Raw genomic sequence first — 18,933 nt, 5'->3', positions numbered from 1 at the left:
CCTCCTAGTGGGCGTTGCGCGCCGCGATGATGAGTTCGCAGGCTTCGCGCACGGCGCCTTCGCCGCCGTTGTAACGACTCACCCAATGGGCGGTGTCGATCACATCATCGACCGCATCGGCGACACAAAGTGCCAGCCGGGCCTGCCGCATGAGCCCCAGATCGGGCAGATCGTCGCCCATCACCGCAGCCTGGTCGGCGGTGAGCTCGAGTTCGGCGAGCAGGGCTTCGAAATCGAGCTGCTTGTCGCGGCTGTCGAGATAGATGTAGTCGATGCCCAGGTCATGCAGGCGGGCGGCTGCGGCTGGCGACGGGCGGCCGCTGATCGCGGCGACGGCCACGCCGGCAGCCTGCAGACGCTTGAGCCCAAGGCCGTCGCGCACGTGCATGGTCTTGATCTCTTCGCCGTGGTCGTAGAGATAGAGCTTGCCATCGGTCATCACGCCGTCGACATCGAATATCGCGACCCGGATATCGGCGGCGCGGCGCTGCAGTTCGTCGGCGCTCAATTTGGCGCTGAGTTTGTTGTCGTCAGTGCTCATATCACTCCGGCGCGCAGGAGATCCTGCATGTTGAGGGCCCCGACGGGCCGGTTGTCGTCGTCCACCACCATCAAGGCACCGCCACCGATGCGATGTTCCTCAAGCAGGCGCACGGCTTCGGCAGCAAGCATGTCGGCAGTCACGGTCTTGGGCTGGCGAGTCATGAACTCGGCGATGGTCGCCTGCTTGATATCGACGTCTCGATCCAGTGTGCGACGCAGATCGCCGTCGGTAAACAGACCCGCCAGGCGGCCGTCTTCGTCGACCACGCCGGTCATGCCCAGGCCCTTGGTGGTCATTTCCAGCAGTGCTTCGCGCAGGGCGGCATCGTCGCCTATGAGCGGCAGTGCGGCGCCGGTATGCATGAGGTCGGCCACGGTCAGCAGCAGGCGACGGCCGAGCGACCCGCCGGGATGCGAGCGGGCGAAATCCTCGGCGGTGAAATGGCGTGCCTCGAGCAGGGCGATCGCCAGCGCATCGCCCATGGCGAGACAGGCGGTGGTCGACGAAGTCGGCGCGAGTTCGAGCGGGCAGGCCTCGATCTCGACACCCACATCCAGGTGGACATCCGCGCGCTGCGCCAGCGTGGAGTCGGCATTGCCGGTCATCGCCACCAGCGGCACGCCGAGGCGCTTGAGCAGCGGCAGGATGGTGAGGATCTCGCCGGTCTCGCCGGAATAGGACAGGGCGAGCACCACGTCCTGCGGGGTGATCATGCCCAGGTCGCCGTGGCTGGCTTCGCCCGGATGCACGAAGAAAGCCGGCGTTCCGGTGGAGGCGAGCGTGGCAGCGATCTTGCCGCCGATATGGCCGGACTTGCCCATGCCGGTTACCACGACGCGCCCCTCGCATTCGAGCAGGCGGTCGGCCGCAGCGGCGAAGGTCTCGTCTATCCGGGACTCGAGGGCAGCGACCGCCGCCGCCTCGATGCCGATCACGCGTTGGCCCGCGTTGATGATCTCGTGGCTGTTCATGGCTTCATTCTAGCCTAGCCGGCCGGCGCCAACATATTGCTGTCACAGTCTTTGGCGTCAGCCGCGCTGCAGGCCGGCTTCCTGTCATATGCAGGTTTTGCGCCACGCCGTATAATGCGCGCCCTTTTGATTATCGAGCACGGCCTCATGAGCGAACCGGCCATTGCCATTCAGAACGTCGAAAAGCGCTATGCGAGTACGCATGCGCTCAAGGGTGTGTCGTTCGATATCCGGCGCGGCGAGTACTTCGGCCTGCTGGGGCCGAACGGCGCCGGAAAATCGACCCTGATCAGCATCATCGCGGGGCTGACGCATGCCAGTTCCGGCAACGTCGCCGTGCTCGGCCACGACGTGCGCCGCGATTTTCGCCAAGCCCGGCGCAGCCTCGGCGTAGTCCCGCAGGAACTGGTCTATGACCCGTTCTTTCCGGTGCGCGAGATGCTGCGCATTCAGGCGGGCTATTACGGCTGCGGGCGGGATCACTGGCCGTGGATCGATGAACTGCTCGAGCGGCTGGATCTTACCGACAAGGCCGAGGTATCGATGCGCGCGCTTTCCGGCGGCATGAAAAGGCGCGTGCTCATCGCCCAGGCGCTGGTGCACAAGCCGGACGTCGTGATTCTCGACGAGCCGACCGCCGGCGTGGACGTGGAGCTGCGGCGCACGCTCTGGCACTTCACCCGCGAGCTCAACGAGGCCGGGCACACGATCGTGCTCACGACGCACTATCTCGAAGAGGCCGAGGAGCTCTGCGATCGCATCGCGATTCTCGACCACGGCGAGCTGTCCGTGCTGGAAGACAAGCGGGCGCTGCTCAATCGCCACCCTTATCGATTCCTGTCGCTGGAGCTGTCCGGCAACGGCGGGCCGCTGCCGGAATCCGTCGAGCGGCTGATCGAGGATCGCCACGAAGACACGCTGGAACTCAAGCTCGAGCAGGGGCGCGATTTCATCGCCGACGTGATGGAGGCGATCCGCGGCGCAGGCTATCGCATCCAGGATGTGCGTACGCGCGAGCCGTCGCTCGAGAATATCTTCGTCGAGCTCACCACCGATCACGACAAGGACGCGGCATGAATTGGCACGGTTGCTTCACGCTGTTCTTCAAGGAGATTCGGCGGTTCTACAGCGTAATTCTGCAGACCGTTGGTGCGCCGGTCGTCACCGCACTCTTATATATGGTGGTGTTCGGCCAGGTGCTGCAGGGACAGACGATTCAGGGCGTCCCGTCTTCGGCATTTCTGGTGCCCGGGCTGATGATGATGAGCATCATCCAGAACTCGTTCGCCAATACGTCGTCGAGCCTCACGCAGTCGAAGATCAACGGCAATCTGGTGTTTCTGCTGATGACGCCGCTCTCGGCCTTCGAAATCTATCTGGCCTATATCGGCGCGTCGCTGGTGCGCGCGACGCTGGTGGCAGTCGTGCTCTATCTGGTCACGCAGCTGTTTGTCACCGTGCCCATCACGCATCCGTTGCTGGTGCTGACGATGCTGGTGTTCGGTGGCGGCACGCTGGCCGTCATGGGGCTGATCGCCGGGATTCTGGCCAACAAGTTCGACCATCTGGCGGCATTCCAGAATTTCTTCATCATGCCGCTGTCGTTCCTGTCCGGCGTGTTCTATTCGATCCACTCGCTGCCGGAGTTCTGGCAACACGCGTCGCGCTTCAACCCGGTCTTCTACATGATCGACGGCTTCCGTCAGGGGTTCTTCGGCGTCGGCGACAGTGACCCGCTGCGCAGCGTGGTCGTGGCGGGCGTGTTCTTCGTGCTCGTATCGTCGATCTGTATCACCATGCTCTCGCGTGGCTACAAGATCCGCGGCTGACCGCGCGGCGTCGTTTTCGAACCGGGTCTGGAATGCCTGCTCGTGCTAGCATTTCGCGCCCGAATTCAATCAGTGATCGTGATGTACAGCGCCGAAGCCATACGCGAACTCATTCAGGCCGGACTGCCCGACGCCAACGTCGAAGTCATGGGTGACGACGGCCAGCATTTCGCCGCCCGCGTGATCAGCGCGAGTTTCTCCGGCAAGGGCATTGTCGAACAGCACCGCATGGTCTACGCCACGCTCGGCGAGCGCATGGGCGGCGAGATCCATGCGTTGTCGCTCAAGACCATGACCCCGGAACAGGCGGGCATGGCCTGAACGACAAGGCCGGCCTTTAACCGATAACGCGAACAGGACCTAGCGTGATGGATCTACTGCGCATCGAGGGCGGCCCGCCGCTCAATGGCGACGTGCGTGCCTCTGGCGCGAAGAACGCGACCCTGCCGATCATGACCGCGGCGCTGCTTATCGACGAGCCATTGCTGGTCGAGAACGTGCCGCATCTCGAGGACGTGACCACCACCAACGTGCTGCTCGCACATATGGGCGTGTCGGTCACCATTGGTGACTACATGGTGGTGGAGGCGGATGCCTCGACCATCACCCGCTGTGTCGCGCCCTATGATCTGGTCAAGACCATGCGTGCGTCGATTCTCGTGCTGGGCCCGCTGCTGGCTCGCCACGGCGAGGCCGAGGTGTCGCTGCCGGGTGGTTGCGCGATCGGCGCACGCCCGGTGGATATTCATCTGCGCGGGCTCGAGGCCATGGGCGCCGAGATTCGGGTCGAGGCCGGCTATGTCAAAGCGCGCTGCTCGCGTCTGAAAGGGGCGCGTATCGCCATGGACACGGTTACCGTGACCGGCACCGAGAACCTGATGATGGCCGCGACGCTGGCCGACGGCGTGACCATCCTCGAAAACGCCGCGCGCGAGCCGGAAGTAGTCGATCTGGCCAAGTGCCTGATCGCCATGGGCGCCGAGATAGAGGGTGCCGGCACGCCGACGATCAAGATTCACGGCAAGAAATCGCTGCACGGCACGCGTCATCGCGTGCTGCCCGATCGGATCGAGACCGGCACCTTCCTCGTGGCCGGTGCGGCCAGTCGCGGCCGGGTAAAGGTCACGCATACCGATCCGGTATTGGTCGATGCGATCACCGACAAGCTGGCCCAGGCCGGCGCGCAGGTGACGACCGGCAACGACTGGGTCGAAGTCGACATGCGCGGCAAGCAGGCGAAGGCCGTGAACCTGCGCACCGCGCCGTATCCGGGCTTTCCCACCGACATGCAGGCCCAGTTCTGCGTGCTGGACGCGCTGGCCGACGGCGTGGGCACGGTCACCGAGACCGTGTTCGAGAACCGTTTCATGCACGTCTCGGAACTGCAGCGCATGGGCGCGCAGATTCGCCAGGAAGGCAATACCGTGATCGTGACCGGCGTGCAGCGCCTGACCGGGGCGCCGGTAATGGCCACCGACCTGCGCGCTTCGGCGTCGCTGGTGATCGCCGGTCTGGTCGCGGATGGCGCCACCGACGTACGCCGCATCTACCATATCGATCGCGGCTATGAATGCATCGAAGAGAAGATGGCGCAGCTGGGCGGGCATATCCAGCGCCTGCCCGATCGCGCGCCGGTTACCGCACGGAGTGTTGCCGAATGAGCCGTGACGTCACACTCGCGCTCTCGAAAGGGCGCATCCTGGAAGCGACGCTGCCGTTGCTCGCGGCTGCCGGCATCGAGCCTGAAGTCGACCCCGGTGCTTCGCGCAAGCTGGTGTTCGAGACCAACCGGCCGGGCCTGCGCCTGCTCGTGATCCGTGCCTCGGACGTGCCTACATTCGTCGCTTACGGCGCGGCGGATATCGGCATCTCCGGCAAGGACGTGCTCATCGAGCACGGCGGGGCGGATCTCTACGAGCCGCTCGATCTGGGTATTGCCTGCTGCAAGCTCATGACCGCCGGCCTGCCGGGCGCCATGGACGCCGCCGGGCATCGCCCGCTGCGGGTGGCGACCAAATATGTCGAGACCACGCGCGCCTATTTTTCGCGCCTGGGCCGCCAAGTGGAGATCATCAAACTGTATGGCTCGATGGAGCTGGCGCCGCTCGTCGGCCTGGCCGACGTGATCGTGGATCTGGTGGATACCGGCAACACGCTGCGCGCGAATGGCCTGGAGCCGTTCGAAGTGATCGAGGACATCAGCGCACGTCTGGTGGTCAACAAGGCCGCGCAGAAGATGAAGCACGCCGAGATCGGCGAGCTGATCGACCTGTTCGACCCGGCGCGCGAGGCGTCGTGATGCGCCGGCTGCACAGCGATCAGGCGGATTTCGAAGCCGCGTTCGCGACGCTTATTGATAGCGATACGCCGGCCCAGGCCGAGATCGACAGCCGTGTCTCCGCGATCATCGCCGACGTGCGCGAGCGCGGCGATGCGGCGCTTGTCGAATACACCCGCGATCTCGACAACCATCCCGCGACCGACATGGCCGCGCTGGAAATCGATCCCGCGCGCCTGCAGGCCGCGCTCGACGCCATGCCTGCCGAGCCTCGCGCCGCGCTGGAAACTGCTGCGGCGCGCATCACGCGCTATGCCGAATCGCAGAAGATCGAAGCCCACAGCTTCGAGGACGAGTATGGCAATCGGCTTGGGCAGGTGGTTCGTCCGATCGAGCGCGCCGGCATCTATGCGCCGGGCGGCAAGGCCGCCTATCCGTCGAGCGTTTTGATGAACGCGTTGCCCGCGCGCGCAGCGGGTGTCAAAGAGATCGTAATGATGTCGCCGGCGCCAAACGGTGAGGTCAACGATTGGGTGCTGGCGGCGGCCGCGATCGCCGGCGTGCATCGTTTTTTCACCATTGGCGGTGCGCAGGCCGTGGCCGCGTTGGCCTATGGCAGCGAGACCGTGCCGGTCGTCGACAAGATCGTCGGTCCGGGTAATGCCTATGTCGCCGAAGCCAAGCGTCAGGTGTTCGGTCGCGTCGGCATCGAGTCGGTGGCCGGGCCCTCCGAAGTGCTGATTATCGCCGACGGCAGCGGAAATCCCGGCTGGGCGGCGCTGGATCTGTTCGCGCAGGCCGAGCACGGCGAGGATTCGCGTGCGCTGTTGATCAGCCCGGATGCGGATTTCATCGACGCAGTCGATGCCGCCGTCGAGCGCCTGATCGCAGATCAGCCCCGGCGGGACATCATTCGTGCCTCGCTGGCCAATCACGGCGCGCTGATTCAGACCGCCGACATGGCCGAAGCCGTGGCGCTGTCCAATCGCATCGCGCCCGAGCATCTGGAGCTGGCGGTCGACGATCCCGATGCGCTGCTCGACGGGATCGAACACGCGGGTGCGATCTTCATGGGGCATCGCACGCCAGAAGCATTCGGCGATTACTGCGCCGGACCGAACCATGTGCTGCCGACAGGGCGTACGGCACGATTCTCGTCGGCGCTGGGCATCTACGATTTCCAGAAACGCCTGTCGGTAATCCATGCCAGTGAGCGTGGCGCAGCCGCGCTGTCGCCCGTCGCGGCCGAGCTGGCGCGCGGCGAGGGCCTGCATGCCCATGCCGCATCCGCGATGGCACGCGGCCTGCAGACCGATTCGGACGCCTGAGCGCGGCGTTGGTACATATTGGCTATGCTATACTTTTGCGACTCCTAGCGGCGTCACGCCACGCCGTGGATCACGCACCCTTAATAAAAATCGAACCGGCATTACTGCCCTGCTCGAAGAGGTTTTACGCATGAGCAAAGAGGGGGTCGACGTCGGCAAGCGCCGATTTTTGACCACCGCCACCGCAGCCGTCGGTGGCGTGGGCGCGGCCTTTGTGGCCACACCGTTCGTCAAGTCCTGGCTGCCGAGTGCGCGCGCCAAGGCTGCCGGCGCTCCGGTGGAGGTCAACATCGCTGCATTGGAAGAAGGCGCGCTTGTGAGCGTCACCTGGCGAGGCAAGCCGGTCTGGGTGGTACGCCGCTCGCCGGAAATGCTGGATACGCTCGAAGAGGTGAAGCCGGAACTGGCCGATCCTGAATCGGCAGCCGACCAGCAGCCCGAGTACTGCCGCAATCCGCATCGCTCGATCGAGCCTGCGGTGCTGGTAATGGTGGGGATCTGCACGCATCTGGGCTGTTCGCCGAAGTTCCGACCGGACGCCGACGGCGGTCAGCTGTCCTACAGCGGCTTCTTCTGTCCCTGTCATGGTTCCAAGTTCGATATCGCCGGTCGCGTCTATTCCGGCGTGCCCGCACCACTGAACATGGTGGTGCCGCCGCATCGCTACGAGGGCGATAGCCTTATCGTCGTGGGTGAGGATCCGAACCAGGGCGGCGAGGAGGCTGCGTAAATGGCAAGCAAGTTCATGAACTGGGTCGATGCCCGCTTCCCGGCGACCAAGCTGTGGAACGAGCACATCGGCGAGTACTACGCGCCCAAGAATTTCAACGTCTGGTACTACATGGGCTCGCTGGCCATGTTGGTGCTGGCAAACCAGCTGCTGACCGGCATCTGGCTGGCGATGTTCTACAAGCCTTCAGCCGCCGCGGCTTTTGGCTCTGTGGCCTACATCATGCGCGACGTGGAGTGGGGCTGGCTGATCCGCTACATGCATTCCACGGGTGCATCGTTCTTCTTCATCGTAGTCTATCTGCACATGTTCCGTGCGCTGCTTTACGGGTCCTACCGCAAGCCGCGCGAACTGCTGTGGATCTTCGGTTGCCTGATCTTCCTGGCGCTGATGGCGGAAGCCTTCATGGGCTACGTGCTGCCCTGGGGCAACATGTCCTACTGGGGCGCGCAGGTGATCATCTCACTGTTCTCGGCGATTCCGGTGGTGGGCGAGCAGCTCACGCAGTGGATTCGTGGCGACTTCGTCATCGGCGACGCGACACTGAATCGCTTCTTCGCCCTGCACGTCGTGGCGCTGCCGTTCGTGCTGGTGGGTCTAGTGATCGCGCATATCATGGCGTTGCATCACGTCGGCTCGAACAACCCCGACGGTATCGAGATCAAGGCCAACAAGGGCGCCGACGGTCATCCGGTCGACGGTATCCCGTTCCACCCGTACTACACGGTCAAGGATCTGTTCGGTGTGGGCGTGTTCCTGACGCTGTTTTCGGCGGTGATCTTCTTCGCTCCCGAGTTTGGTGGCTATTTCCTCGAACCGCCGAACTTCACCGAGGCCAATCCGTCGGTCACGCCGGAACATATCGCGCCGGTGTGGTACTTCACGCCGTTCTACGCGATCCTGCGCGCGATCAACTTCCCGGTCTTCGGCGTCGACGCCAAGCTCCTGGGTGTGATCGCGATGTTCGCTGCCGTGGGCATTCTGTTCTTCCTGCCCTGGCTCGATCACAGCAAGGTCAAGTCGATTCGCTACAAAGGCATCATCTACAAAGCGATGCTGGCCGCGTTCGTCGTGTCCTTCGTGGTGCTGGGGTATATCGGAACGCAGGCGCCCAGTCCGCTTCTGACGGGCATCGCACAGTTCTGTACCGCGGTGTATTTCGCGTTCTTCCTGCTCATGCCGATCTACAGCCGCATCGACAGGACCAAGCCAGTTCCGGAAAGGGTGACGGGATGATGCGCCATCTGTTCATTGCGCTTTTTCTGATGATGCCGCTGACTGCCATGGCGGCGGGTGGTGCATCCGTGCCGTTCCACCATGAAACGAATCTCGGCAACCAGGCCTCGCTGCAGCGTGGCGCCAAGATGTTCATGAACTACTGCTCGGGCTGTCATTCGCTGCAGTACATGCGTTACAAGCGCATTGCTGACGATCTGGAGATCCCGGAAGAGGTCATGGAGAGCAATCTCATGATGACCCGGGGCAAGATCAACGACACCATCCAGGGCACCATGCCCAAAGAGCAGGCCGAACAGTGGTTCGGCAAGGCGCCGCCCGATCTGAGCCTGAGTGCGCGTGAGCACGGCGCAGACTGGATCTACAGCTTCCTGCTTACTTTCTATGTCGATGAGTCGCGGCCCTCGGGCGTGAACAACCTCGTGGTGAGCAACACGGCCATGCCGGCGGTGCTGGCGCCACTGCAGGGCTATCAGTCGCTCAAGCACGAAGAAGAAGGCGAGTCCGAAGGCGGCGCGCATGGCGGTGGTCATGGCGAACCCCAGTTCGAGCTTGTGCAGGAAGGTCAACTCAAGCCGGCGGAATATCGTGCCGCGGTTGCCGACCTGACCAACTTCCTCGTCTACGTGGGCGAACCGGCCAAGCTGGTACGCTATTCGCTCGGCTTCAAGGTGATTGTTTTCCTGTTGCTGTTCACCGCACTGGCGTACATGCTCAAGAAGGAGTTCTGGCGCGATGTTCACTAACGGAACACGCGCCGCATAATCCATGGCTAGCCGCAGCTCCACGATCACGCTCTATTCCCGTCCTGCCTGTGTACACAGTCACCGGGTTCGACTCGTCATGGCCGAAAAGGGCGTGGCCAGTTACGACATCGTGGAGTTGCGCGACGACGAAGAAAGCGAGGACCTGCTCGAGCTGAACCCGTACAACACGGTGCCGACGCTGGTGGATCGCGATCTGGTCGTCTACGACCCGCGTATCATTCTCGAGTACATCGACGAGCGATATCCGCATCCGCCGCTCATGCCGGTCGATCCCGTTCTGCGGGCCCAGTACCGGCTCGCGATCTTCCGTATGGAATCGGATCTCTACGCGCTCTGCGAAGATCTGGAGTCCACGCCGGCCGTTGCCCGCAAGGCACGCGAGCGCATGACCGAGCTGCTTACTCAGCTCGCTGCCGAGTTCTCGCCGCGCGAGTACATCGGCGAGGAATTCTCGCTGGTGGACTGCACGCTGGCGCCGATTCTCTGGCGGCTAAGCCACTACAACGTGAAATTGCCCGAGCGTCACGGCAAGCAGCTCAGTCGCTATGCGCGTCGACTGTTTGCCCGCCCCGCGTTTGCCGAGAGCCTGTCGGCCATCGAGGCCGACATGGGGCAGGTCGACGCCGGCTGATCTCAATCGGAGTTTACCCATGGCCGAACTGACTTCCCGGCGGCCGTATCTCATCCGCGCCCTTTACGACTGGGTGCTGGACAACGATCTGACCCCGCATCTACTCGTGGCAGCCGATGCCGAAGGCGTCAATGTGCCGCGCGAATTCGTCACCGAGGACGGCAAGATCACCGTCAATATCAGCCCGGGCGCCGTGCGCGGCCTGTCGCTCGATAACGAGCTGGTGAGCTTCTCGGCGCGTTTTTCCGGGCAGAGCTTCAATGTGAGCCTGCCGCCGGGCGCGGTGCTTGCCCTCTACGCCCGTGAAAACGGCGAGGGCATGTTGTTCGGCGAGGTGGAGACGCCACCGACTCCGCCGGAGGGTGGCCCGGGGGACAAGTCTGATGGGGACGGCGATGACGACGAGGGTGCCAAGAAAAAGCACCCGCATCTGAAGGTCGTCAAGTAGCGCTATAAGCCCGAATCGGGGCCGCGGCGGCGCCCGCAAGTCTCCGCTTCAGGCGCTCTCCTCAGTCCGCCGCGCCGAGCAGGTGATCCTCGATCAACCGGCACAGGCAGTGGATGAACAGCAGGTGCATTTCCTGAATGCGTGCCGTGCTGGAGGAGGCGGCGCGTAATTCGCAATCCCCGTCTTTCAGCAGTGCGGCGATCCGGCCGCCCTCCTTGCCGGTGAGCGCGATCACGCCCATGCCACGCGCGTGGGCCGCAGTGACGGCCTCGCACACGTTGGCTGAGTTGCCGCTGGTGCTGATTGCCAAGAGGATATCGCCGCGCTGGCCCAGCGCTTCGATCTGGCGTGAGAACAGGCGGTCGTAGTCGTAATCGTTGGCAATCGCGGTCAGCGTGGAGCTTTCCGTGGTCAGCGCGATCGCGGGCAGGGCGCGACGCTCGCGTTCGAATCGATTGATCAGCTCCGACGAGAAATGCTGGGCATCGCCGGCCGAGCCACCGTTGCCGCATGACAAGATCTTGTGGCCGTCCTCAAGACAGGCGATGAGCTGATCCGCGGCTGCGACCAGGCGGTCCTGCATCGTCTCGAGGGTGGCGGCGTTCGCGCGCGCGCTGTCCTCGAATAGCGTCGCAATCAGGCGCGCGCGATCATTGTTGGGTGCGTCATTCGGCATAGAAGGCGTTCTCTATCCAGTCCAGTTCGTTGCTGTCATCCACGGCGACCACGTCGAATCGGATCGTGGCCTGGGCATAGCGCGGGTATGCCACCAGAAAGTGTCGCGCCGCCTGAACGATACGGCGTTGCTTGGTGGCGGTCACGCTGGCCGCGGCGCCGCCGTAAGCGTGGCTAGAGCGATAGCGGACCTCGACGATCACGAGCATGCCGCGCGCATCGTAGACCAGATCCAGCTCGCCGCCACGCACCGTGTAGTTACGCGCGATGCGCCGCCAGCCTCTACGGCGGGCGGCTGCATCGACTCGGCTTTCTGCCGCGCGTCCCTTGTCTAGCGCTGTGCCCATGGGTCGGGGGCCGCTCGGGAGCTATCACTGCGGGCGTCGTTCATGGACGGCATTTCCACAAGCTGAGGCTCGCCGCTGCGGAACACAGCCCAGGCCAGATAGCGGCGGATGGTGCCGTCCTGATTGACCTTGAGCACGCCGCTCATGCCTTCGAATACGTCGCCGCTAGCCAGACCCTGTTCGGCAATGCGATCGGTCAGGCGCCAGGCATCCATGCCCATGGCGAACAGGCGCTTGTAGTGCTTTGCGGTCGTGCCATAGCGCTGTTCTGCCTCGGCGCGGCGATTCTCGAGAAAATCACCCTGGCCGACTACCCAGGGCATATCTGCAAAGCCGACGCCGTTGAGGTCGATATCGTCACCGGCGTTCGGCGTGCCGGTATAGGCGTGCGAGGTGGTGAACATCTTCAGGTTGCGGGCGCGGTAGTAACGCAGCTGGCTGCGGATCAGGCGTGCCTGGTCCGGCTGGCCGGCCACGAAGATGAAATCCGCGCCGGCACGGTTACGCAGCACCGACTGGATCGGGTCGCGATGATCCGGTTCGCTGGGCTCGTAGTTCGCATAGTTGATCAGCTGACCGCCGCGTTGTTCGAACGCTTCCCGGAACGCGTCGAATACGCGGGTACCCCATCCGCCGCTGGGGACGAGCGCGAGCGCGCCGCGGTGGCCTTCGTCGGCGGCATGGCGGGCGACTTCGCGGGCCTCGTCCTCGGGCGAAAGGGCGAACTGATAGAAGCCCGGTCGCTGGTTGGGCGTGTCGCTGTAGTTCAATCCGATGGTCGGAATGCGACTATCCAGACGCGCCATCTCGGCGACCTTGGGCTTGTCGAGCGGGCCGACCAGGATGCCGACTCGATCGCTTTGCGCCTGGCGCTGCACGTCGGTGGCCGTCATGGTGTTGGTGTCGTAGATCATCGGCCGCGACGGCGCGGTGTCGTCGTTCTCGTAGGCGAACATGAAGCCATCACGGATGGCCTTGGCCGCATTCTCGAACTTGCCGGTCAGCGGCAAGGCGAGGGCGACGGTATCGCTCTGCGGACGCGGCGTCTCGCCGAATGCCCGCTGGCCGGGCTCGCGCTGGGCCGGCGACGTCGACGCGCGATAGCTGAATCGATTCTCGAGCACGGCGCGGGTGGCCGGGTGCTGGGCGAAGCGCTCTTCCCAGCTCGCCAGCGCACGATCACGCTCGTTGCGGCTCGACCAGCGGCGCTGGCCGATATCCGCCAGCGCGAGCCAGCCGAGTGTGGTCTTGTCGGCGTCGCGCGCGGCGGAGCTCTGCGGCCCCTGACCCATCGAGATCGCATCCAGGGCCTTGTCATAGATGGTGCTGTCGTTGCCGCGCAGCATCTGATCGTCGACCAACCAGACGCCGCGCTGCACGAGCGCTCCGATGCCGGCAATCAGGTCATTCTGTTCGAAATGCAGCTGCGCGCGTTTCTCCCAGACGCGTTCGGCGATGGCTGGTGCGGTGCCGCTGGAAGGCGGCGGCAGGCGATCCAGTGCCTGGGACGGCGGCAGGCCGGCGATGCTGATCTCGCGCTGGGCCAGCTCATAGCGGCCGCGATCGCCGCGCTCGAGCGTGGAGGGCGTGAAGCTGTCGAGAATCTGCCGGGCCATCGTGGTGTTGCCGGCCTGGGCAGCCGCAAGGCCGGCCTCAAAGCGCAGCCTGCGGCTGCGTTCCGGGTCGGACTGGTTCGATGCCGCCCGCATGTAGAGATCGGCCGCGCGTGCGTAGTCGCCTGCGGCTATGGCCTGCGACGGGCTGCTCGCCGGCGTCGGCCGGGCATCCGGATTGGCCTGGCGTATCTGCTGGGCGCAGCCGCCCAGGGTCAGGGCGAGAAGCAGAAGGGCGAAGACGCCGAGCGAAGGCTTGCGTGAAACAATCATCTAGTCAGACTCCCAGGTTTGCGCGCCAGATCCCCCATGCGCGCGGTCGTGACCGGCATAATATCAGCGCCCACTCTATAAAGTTGTGAAACGCCCATGCCATCGACGTCCGCAACGCTGTGGATCGTGGCCACACCGATCGGCAATCTCGAGGATTTCAGCCCGCGTGCACGCCGCACGCTGGCCGAAGCGGATGTGATCGCCGCCGAGGACACGCGTCATAGCGCCCGGCTCACTCGCCATCTCGGTATCGACACGCCGATGATGTCGCTGCACGAGCACAACGAGCGGGCGCGCACCTCGCAACTGATCGAGCGCCTGACTGCCGGCGAGTCGGTCGCGCTGATCAGCGATGCGGGCACACCCTTGATCAGCGACCCCGGTTTCGTGCTGGTGCGTGCCGTACGTGATGCGGGTTTTCCGGTGCATGCGGTGCCGGGACCCTGCGCCGCCGTCGCCGCGTTGTCGGTCGCCGGCCTGCCCAGCGATCGCTTCGTGTTCGAGGGGTTTCTGCCGTCGAAAGCGGGCGCCCGGCGGGCCCGGCTCGAGGCGTTGGCCGACGAAACCCGCACGCTTCTTGTATATGAGTCGAGTCATCGCATAGAAAAATCGGTGGCCGATATCGCGACCGTCTTGGGGGCGCAGCGTGTGGTCGGGCTTTGCCGCGAGCTCAGCAAGCTGCACGAGCAGAGTGTCGTCATGGGTGCGGCAGACCTGGGCGACTGGCTCGGCGAGGACGACAACCGGCGGCGTGGCGAATTCGTGCTCGTCGTGGAGGGCGCGCCCGAGGTTGAGCGTCAGGCCGCCGAGATACCGCTCGATCGCCTGCTGGGTGAGTTGCTCGCGCTGACCGGCACCAAACAGGCCGCCAAGGCAGCGGCCCGGTTGACCGGTCGGCCGACCAATGACATCTATGCCCGTGCGCTTGAGCTTGCTGCCAGTTGAGGTCGGCTGAAATGGTCGTCTCGGGGCTGGCGTTGCAGTGATAGAATCCGCGCTCGGAGTCGGCCACGCAGTCGCGGTGCCCGCTTGCGGGCACGGAGGAAAGTCCGGGCTCCACAGGGCAGGATGCCAGGTAACCCCTGGGGGGCGTGAGCCTACGGAAAGTGCAACAGAGAGTAGACCGCCTATGGCCTGTTCGCAGGCCAGGTAAGGGTGAAACGGTGCGGTAAGAGCGCACCGCGCGGCCGGCAACGGTTCGCGGCAAGGTAAACCCCATCCGGAGCAAGACCAAATAGGAGGACGACGTGCGGCCCGCACAGTCCTCGGGTAGGTCGCATGAGGCGCACGGTGACGTGCGCCCCAGATGAATGACTGCGCACGACAGAACCCGGCTTATCGGCCGACTCCGAACTCCCTTCGCTGATTTTTACCCCACTTTGGCCCTCGTGTGTCCTGTGATGTGGGATTTCGCCCCACCTGCGCAAATCGGGCGCCGATTCGTCTCCCACCTTGAACCACCGGTTCTCTCGTTCATCGGCAGATAAAGGCTTTGGTCGCGGTCGAGGGCTAATAAAGTCGTCGAGAAAAAACCGGTAAAACCCTAAAAAACAAAGCAAAAAACGGACCTCGATTTTCGCCTTATTTTGCTGGCGGAAGGTGCCAGAAATCACTGTTTTGCTGAGATTTTTTCCCTTCTGACTTGTGCTTGACACCCTGAAGCGGCGCTGCCTATAGTGGCGCCGAGGGGTAGGAAGTGGGGCAAAGTGGTTCAACGGCGATAAAGAGGCCGCACCGTGTTCAAGGGGTCGCATCCGGTCACCATCGATGCCAAGGGTCGTATTGCGATCCCGGCGTCGTATCGCCAGTCGTTGGTCGACGACTGCGCGGGCCGGCTTGTCATTACCCGGCATTGGGACGGCTGTCTGTTGATCTACCCCGCGACCGAGTTCCAGAAATTCGAAGCCCAGCTCCTCGAGAAGGGAAGCCTCAACCCGAAAGTGCGTGATATTCAGCGATTCTTCATCGGCAATGCGCGTGACATCGACATGGACCGGCAGGGGCGTCTGCTGCTGCCGTCGAACCTGCGTGCCGTCGCGAGCCTGGAATCGAAGGCCGTTCTTTCCGGCATGGGCAATCTCTTCGAACTCTGGGACGAGTCTCAGTTCAATGATCGTGCTGCCGATACGGCGGCCGCTCTCGCCGAGGATGCCGCCAACGGCGAGCTTCCCGACGTTCTGATGGACATCAGTCTGTGATGTCCGCCTTCGGTAACTGTCGCCCATAACGCCATGAGGATCGCTGCCCACATGCCGCAGGCCGAACATCAACCGGTACTGCTCGACGCCGCGTTGGCGGGCCTTGCGCTGCGCGCTGATGGCGTCTACGTGGACGCGACCTTCGGCCGCGGCGGGCACAGTCGTGCACTGCTCGCGCAATTGGGCGAGTCGGGTCGACTGATTGCGTTCGATCAAGATCCGGATGCGCAGGTCCATGCGGAACGGCTGGCGGCAATCGACGAGCGCTTCACTTTCGTGCGCAGCTCCTTCGCCGAGCTGGCCGAGCGTATCGATGCGCTCGGGCTGACCGCACGCATCGACGGCCTGCTGTTCGATCTCGGCGTATCCTCGCCGCAGTTCGACGTGGCCGAGCGCGGCTTTTCCTTTCGTCATGCCGGTCCGCTGGACATGCGCATGAATCCCGACGCGGGCGAGCCGCTGTCGGTCTGGTTGCATCGCGCCAGCCACGGTGAGATCGCTTCCGTGATCAAGCGTTATGGCGAAGAGCCGATGGCCGGGCGTATCGCTGCGGCCATTCTCGAGGCTCGTGCCCAGGCGCCGATTGCGGATACCGCTCAGCTCGCTGCTATCGTCGCCGGCGCGATTCCCGCGAAGGTGCAGGCCGGCAAGCGTATCCATCCGGCCACGCGCACGTTCCAGGCGTTCCGGCTGCATATCAACGACGAACTCGGCGCGCTCGATCGCGCGCTCGACGGCGCTTTTGACGTGCTTGCCCCGCGCGGACGCCTGGCAGTGATCAGTTTTCACTCGCTGGAAGATCGTCGGGTCAAGCGTTTCATTCGCGCACAGGCCAAGCCGGCGCAGCCGCCGGTGCCGATGGCCCCCGTGCCGGCGGCGGCATTGCGCGAGATCGGCAAGCCGGTGCGTGCCGATGCCCACGAATTGACGGCCAATGCTCGTGCTCGCAGCGCGATCATGCGCGTTGCCGAGCGTACCGAAGCGCCGAAGGTGACGGTATGACGCGTCAGCTGCTCACCGTCGTCGCGCTGTCGTTCGCCATCCTCGTGAGCGCGGTGGCGGTCGTTCAGGCGAAGCACAAGACGCGCGAAATGTCGCACGAGCTTCAGATCGAGCGTGTCGAACGCGACAAGCTGTCGACCGAATGGGCTCAGCTGCAGCTCGAAGAAAGCGCCTGGGCCAATCCGGATCGCGTTGCACAGGTCGCGCGCCGCGAACTCGGCATGGTTCAGCCGCGCAATTACGTCGTGCTGGAGTCGCAGAAGTGAGTCGGCGCTCCGAGAACTCGAAACTGACCGCGCCGCCGCGCTGGCGCGCGCACCTCGTGCTCGGCCTGTTCGGCGTGTTTGCGGTCGTGTTGGCCGCGCGTGCCTTCGATCTGCAGGTTCTGGATCAGGCGTTTCTTGCCAAGGAAGGCGACAAGCGTCATCTGCGCACGGTTTCGGTGCCGGCGGGCCGCGGTGTAATCAAGGATCGCAACGGCGAGCCGCTGGCACTGTCTGCGCCGACCGAATCGGTCTGGGCCGTGCCGGGTGCAGTGCTCGAAGCACCCGAGAAGCTTGCCCCGCTGGCCCGCCAGTTGAACATGTCGGTTGCCGATCTGCGCACCCGCCTAGAGAAGTACAAGAGTCGCCAGTTCCTGTATCTGCGGCGCCAGCTCGCGCCGGCCGACGCAAGCGCCGTAATGGCCGTCGATGCGCCGGGTATCTTTCTGCAGCGCGAGTACAAGCGCTATTACCCGGCCGGTGAAGCCGCGGCGCAGATCGTGGGCATGACCAATATCGACGGTCGGGGCCAGGAAGGCCTTGAGCTCGATCGCGACAGCTTCCTGCACGGCGAGCCGGGCAGCCGCCGCGTGGTCAAGGATCGAGTCGGTCGCGTGGTCGAGGATCTGGCCGAGTTCCAGCCGCCGCAGGCGGGGCACGAGCTACGGCTGACCATCGACTCGCGCATGCAGTATCTGGCTTATCGCCATATCAAGTCGGCGGTGATCAAGAACGATGCCAAGGGTGGCATGGTCGTCATGCTCGATCCGACCACCGGCGAGCTGCGGGCCGTGGCTTCGTATCCGAGTTTCAATCCGAATGATCGCGGCTCCATCGATCCGTCGGGCGTGCGTGCCCGGGCGGCGACCGACGTCATGGAGCCCGGTTCCACGGTCAAGCCGCTGCTGCTCGCCCAGGCGCTCGATAGTGGTCTGTACGACACCAGCGACGTCATTCATACGAAAGGCTGGTTCATGGTGGGCCGGCTCACGGTCAAGGATTTCCGCAACTACGGCGACGTCGACTTCGCCAAGATCCTGCAGAAATCCAGCAACGTGGGCGCCGCCCGCGTCGGCCTGGAGATGGGCCGCGAAAAAGTCTGGCAGGGCTACAAGGAATTCGGCTTCGGTGACGTCAGCGGCAGCGGTTTTCCGGGCGAGCGTTTCGGCGTGCTCAATGACTTCTATGAGTGGAACAAGGTCGAGACTGCCACCGCGTCCTACGGCTATGGCATGGCGGTCACCGCGTTCCAGCTCATTCGTGCCTACGGCGCCATTGCCGACGACGGCAAGCTTCACAGTCTGCGTCTGATCCAGGGCGACGGCGCCAACATGCACGCGCCTGCCCAGCAGGTGCTCAAGCCCGAGACAGCGCGCACCATGCGCCATCTGCTTGAAGGCGTGGTAACGCCGGCGGGTACCGCTACGCGTGCTGCGATTCCGGGCTACCGCGTAGCCGGCAAGACAGGCACCGCCCGCAAGGCCGGTAGTGGCGGCTATAACGAGAATCGCCACCAGGCGTTGTTCGTGGGTATGGCCCCGGCTGAGAAACCGGCGCTCGTCACCTTGGTGATGCTCGACGAACCCAAGAAAGACGCCTACTACGGCGGCGCCATTGCTGCACCCGTATTCTCTGCGGTGATGCGCGACGCCCTGCGTCTGCTACGCGTCCCGCCGGACAATCCGAGTCTCCTGACGGCTTCTGCCTCGAGCAGTTCCGGGGGCGGCACGTAATGGCGCTCGCCCCGGTCAATATGCCGCCGCGCGCGCTTCCGACGCTGCTCGCGGGCCTCGCCGACGA

Annotated in this window: 21 protein-coding genes and 1 other RNA gene; 17 read left to right on the top strand and 5 right to left on the bottom strand. The window is 64.2% G+C overall.

Going from position 1 to position 18,933, the window contains the following annotated elements:
• Positions 1 to 4 precede the first annotated feature (4 nt).
• Positions 5 to 541, bottom strand: coding sequence for a KdsC family phosphatase (locus tag SADO_RS03705; RefSeq protein WP_353109312.1), 537 nt, complete (start codon positions 539 to 541; stop codon positions 5 to 7).
• Positions 538 to 1,515 carry a KpsF/GutQ family sugar-phosphate isomerase gene (locus SADO_RS03700; RefSeq protein WP_353109310.1) on the bottom strand — a complete coding sequence of 326 codons (978 nt, stop codon included), beginning with the start codon at positions 1,513 to 1,515 and terminating at the stop codon, positions 538 to 540. Before SADO_RS03700 ends, SADO_RS03705 begins: the two co-directional genes overlap by 4 nt.
• A gap of 147 nt (positions 1,516 to 1,662) precedes the next feature.
• Between SADO_RS03700 and SADO_RS03695 the strand changes: the two genes are divergently transcribed.
• The 11 genes from SADO_RS03695 to SADO_RS03645 all read left to right on the top strand — a co-directional run bounded on the left by SADO_RS03695 (position 1,663) and on the right by SADO_RS03645 (position 10,762).
• Complete coding sequence (locus SADO_RS03695) at positions 1,663 to 2,592, top strand: ABC transporter ATP-binding protein (protein WP_353109309.1); 930 nt, start codon at positions 1,663 to 1,665, stop codon at positions 2,590 to 2,592.
• Positions 2,589 to 3,344 (top strand): ABC transporter permease, encoded by a 756-nt coding sequence (locus tag SADO_RS03690; RefSeq protein ID WP_353109307.1) that lies wholly within the window; start codon positions 2,589 to 2,591, stop codon positions 3,342 to 3,344. Before SADO_RS03695 ends, SADO_RS03690 begins: the two co-directional genes overlap by 4 nt.
• Before the next feature lie 81 nt (positions 3,345 to 3,425).
• Positions 3,426 to 3,665 (top strand): BolA family protein, encoded by a 240-nt coding sequence (locus tag SADO_RS03685; RefSeq protein ID WP_209062259.1) that lies wholly within the window; start codon positions 3,426 to 3,428, stop codon positions 3,663 to 3,665.
• A gap of 47 nt (positions 3,666 to 3,712) precedes the next feature.
• The gene (gene murA / locus SADO_RS03680) at positions 3,713 to 5,005 is read left to right on the top strand and encodes a UDP-N-acetylglucosamine 1-carboxyvinyltransferase (RefSeq protein WP_353109305.1); all 1,293 of its coding nucleotides are present in this window, start codon (positions 3,713 to 3,715) and stop codon (positions 5,003 to 5,005) included.
• Positions 5,002 to 5,643, top strand: a complete 642-nt coding sequence (gene hisG, locus SADO_RS03675) for an ATP phosphoribosyltransferase (RefSeq protein WP_353109303.1) — start codon at positions 5,002 to 5,004, stop codon at positions 5,641 to 5,643. The genes murA and hisG overlap by 4 nt, the downstream gene beginning before the upstream one ends.
• Positions 5,643 to 6,950, top strand: a complete 1,308-nt coding sequence (gene hisD, locus SADO_RS03670) for a histidinol dehydrogenase (RefSeq protein WP_353109301.1) — start codon at positions 5,643 to 5,645, stop codon at positions 6,948 to 6,950. The genes hisG and hisD overlap by 1 nt, the downstream gene beginning before the upstream one ends.
• Before the next feature lie 130 nt (positions 6,951 to 7,080).
• Complete coding sequence (gene petA / locus SADO_RS03665) at positions 7,081 to 7,680, top strand: ubiquinol-cytochrome c reductase iron-sulfur subunit (RefSeq protein WP_353109299.1); 600 nt, start codon at positions 7,081 to 7,083, stop codon at positions 7,678 to 7,680.
• Complete coding sequence (locus SADO_RS03660) at positions 7,681 to 8,916, top strand: cytochrome b (protein WP_353109297.1); 1,236 nt, start codon at positions 7,681 to 7,683, stop codon at positions 8,914 to 8,916.
• A complete protein-coding gene (locus SADO_RS03655; protein WP_353109296.1) occupies positions 8,913 to 9,662 on the top strand; it encodes a cytochrome c1 in 750 nt (249 codons plus the stop codon). The genes SADO_RS03660 and SADO_RS03655 overlap by 4 nt, the downstream gene beginning before the upstream one ends.
• Before the next feature lie 22 nt (positions 9,663 to 9,684).
• Complete coding sequence (locus SADO_RS03650) at positions 9,685 to 10,314, top strand: glutathione S-transferase N-terminal domain-containing protein (RefSeq protein ID WP_353109294.1); 630 nt, start codon at positions 9,685 to 9,687, stop codon at positions 10,312 to 10,314.
• 28 nt (positions 10,315 to 10,342) lie between these two features.
• Complete coding sequence (locus SADO_RS03645) at positions 10,343 to 10,762, top strand: ClpXP protease specificity-enhancing factor (protein WP_353110075.1); 420 nt, start codon at positions 10,343 to 10,345, stop codon at positions 10,760 to 10,762.
• A gap of 61 nt (positions 10,763 to 10,823) precedes the next feature.
• Here the strand turns inward: SADO_RS03645 and SADO_RS03640 are convergent, their stop codons facing one another.
• From SADO_RS03640 to SADO_RS03630, 3 genes are read right to left on the bottom strand one after another with little or no spacing between them, the layout of a single operon-like run.
• Positions 10,824 to 11,438, bottom strand: a complete 615-nt coding sequence (locus SADO_RS03640) for a phosphoheptose isomerase (RefSeq protein ID WP_353109292.1) — start codon at positions 11,436 to 11,438, stop codon at positions 10,824 to 10,826.
• Positions 11,428 to 11,784, bottom strand: a complete 357-nt coding sequence (locus SADO_RS03635) for a YraN family protein (protein ID WP_353109290.1) — start codon at positions 11,782 to 11,784, stop codon at positions 11,428 to 11,430. The genes SADO_RS03640 and SADO_RS03635 overlap by 11 nt, the downstream gene beginning before the upstream one ends.
• Positions 11,769 to 13,670, bottom strand: coding sequence for a penicillin-binding protein activator (locus SADO_RS03630; RefSeq protein WP_353109289.1), 1,902 nt, complete (start codon positions 13,668 to 13,670; stop codon positions 11,769 to 11,771). Before SADO_RS03630 ends, SADO_RS03635 begins: the two co-directional genes overlap by 16 nt.
• Positions 13,671 to 13,766: 96 nt before the next feature.
• On the opposite strand from SADO_RS03630, the gene rsmI reads away from it, so the two are divergent.
• From rsmI to SADO_RS03600, 6 genes are all read left to right on the top strand, one after another.
• Positions 13,767 to 14,615 carry a 16S rRNA (cytidine(1402)-2'-O)-methyltransferase gene (gene rsmI / locus SADO_RS03625; RefSeq protein ID WP_353109287.1) on the top strand — a complete coding sequence of 283 codons (849 nt, stop codon included), beginning with the start codon at positions 13,767 to 13,769 and terminating at the stop codon, positions 14,613 to 14,615.
• A gap of 55 nt (positions 14,616 to 14,670) precedes the next feature.
• Positions 14,671 to 15,024, top strand: an RNA gene (gene rnpB, locus SADO_RS03620) — RNase P RNA component class A.
• Positions 15,025 to 15,406: 382 nt separating this feature from the next.
• A complete protein-coding gene (gene mraZ / locus SADO_RS03615) occupies positions 15,407 to 15,868 on the top strand; it encodes a division/cell wall cluster transcriptional repressor MraZ (protein WP_353109286.1) in 462 nt (153 codons plus the stop codon).
• Between the two features lie 51 nt (positions 15,869 to 15,919).
• The gene (rsmH, locus tag SADO_RS03610) at positions 15,920 to 16,870 is read left to right on the top strand and encodes a 16S rRNA (cytosine(1402)-N(4))-methyltransferase RsmH (protein ID WP_353109284.1); all 951 of its coding nucleotides are present in this window, start codon (positions 15,920 to 15,922) and stop codon (positions 16,868 to 16,870) included.
• Positions 16,867 to 17,136: a cell division protein FtsL gene (ftsL, locus tag SADO_RS03605; protein WP_353109282.1), complete on the top strand. Its 270-nt coding sequence runs from the start codon at positions 16,867 to 16,869 to the stop codon at positions 17,134 to 17,136. The genes rsmH and ftsL overlap by 4 nt, the downstream gene beginning before the upstream one ends.
• Positions 17,133 to 18,866 carry a peptidoglycan D,D-transpeptidase FtsI family protein gene (locus SADO_RS03600; RefSeq protein WP_353109280.1) on the top strand — a complete coding sequence of 578 codons (1,734 nt, stop codon included), beginning with the start codon at positions 17,133 to 17,135 and terminating at the stop codon, positions 18,864 to 18,866. Before ftsL ends, SADO_RS03600 begins: the two co-directional genes overlap by 4 nt.
• Positions 18,867 to 18,933 lie beyond the last annotated feature (67 nt).

Origin of the sequence: Salinisphaera dokdonensis CL-ES53 (assembly GCF_040361215.1) — a bacterium.
Classification (GTDB): Bacteria; Pseudomonadota; Gammaproteobacteria; order Nevskiales; family Salinisphaeraceae; genus Salinisphaera; species Salinisphaera dokdonensis.
Note: the sequence above shows the minus strand (reverse complement) of the source record. Positions and strands in the feature narration are given on the sequence as shown.